This window comes from Komagataeibacter kakiaceti JCM 25156 (assembly GCF_000613305.1).
Genome location: NZ_BAIO01000635.1, coordinates 1 through 1,165 on the forward strand (window position 1 = coordinate 1; position 1,165 = coordinate 1,165).

Here is a 1,165-nt window from a genome sequence, read left to right on the forward strand (position 1 = left end):
GGTGTCGCGGGTGGCATGATGGTGGGCAATGCGCTGACCGACCTGTTCAGCGGCCATCATGACGCGGGCGGATTCGCCGGTGGCATGCCGCAGCCGGGCGAGACGGTCATCAACAACAATTATGGTGACGGTGGCGCGGGCGCCGATCCGTTCGCCGGTGGTGGCGCCAGCGCCGATTCGGGCTTTGATGCGGGCGGTGATTCCGGCGGGTTCGACGATGGTGGCTTTGACGCGGGCGACGATAACAGTTTCTGACGCGGCACACAGGCCGGCATGGGAAAGGGGCATCCGGTTCGGGTGCCCTTTTTCGTTCAGCGGAGGAGGGAATGACGCAGCAGCGTGAACTGGCGCTTGATCCATGCCCGCCCATGGCCACGCGCCCCGAATGGCTTGATGACGGGGCCATGATCCTGCGCGGCCATGCGACGGAACATGCGGCCCGGATGATCGCGCGGATACGGCGGATCGCCCGTCTCGCGCCCTTCCGGCGCATGGTGACGCCGGGCGGCGGCATGATGTCCGTCGCCATGACCTGCTGTGGCGCGCGGGGCTGGTGCAGTGATGCGCGCGGCTACCGGTATGAAACGGTGGACCCGCTTACGGGCCAGCCATGGCCCCCCATGCCCGGACCATGGCGGGAACTGGCCGTTTTCGCCGCGCGGGCGGCGGGGTATGACGGGTTTGAACCCGATTCCTGCCTGATCAACGGCTACAGGCCGGGTGCCCGCATGGGGCTGCATTGCGACCGTGATGAGCGTTCCGATGCGCCGGTGGTTTCCCTGTCCTTCGGCCTGCCCGCCATTTTCCAGTGGGGCGGGTTACGTCGTACGGACCCGTTACGACGCATCCCGCTGCTGCATGGGGATGTGGTGGTATGGGGCGGGGCGTCGCGCTACGTCTTTCACGCCATCGCCCCGCTGCGCGCGGGCACGCATGCGGTGACGGGCGCGTGCCGCTATAATCTTACATTCCGGCGCACGTTGTAAGCATTTGATGGAACATAATAAAAGTTTTTGGGTGCCGCCTTCTTCCAAAAAGGCGGCGTTCCCTGAAGCTTTTTGAAAAAAGCTTCACCAAAACTTTCCTGAGGATTTACGGGCTGTCTTATCAGCCCTTCAGGGCCGCGGCCTTGCGGGCACGTTCGGTAATCGCGGCCTGATCGGGC

Annotated in this window: 1 protein-coding gene and 1 pseudogene; both read left to right on the top strand. The window is 64.6% G+C overall.

Going from position 1 to position 1,165, the window contains the following annotated elements:
- Nucleotides 1-255: pseudogene (locus tag JCM25156_RS17400) on the top strand (DUF2076 domain-containing protein); the annotation flags it as partial.
- Nucleotides 256-326: 71 nt separating this feature from the next.
- A complete protein-coding gene (alkB, locus tag JCM25156_RS17405; RefSeq protein ID WP_025814157.1) occupies nt 327-986 on the top strand; it encodes a DNA oxidative demethylase AlkB in 660 nt (219 codons plus the stop codon).
- Nucleotides 987-1,165: the final 179 nt, after the last annotated feature.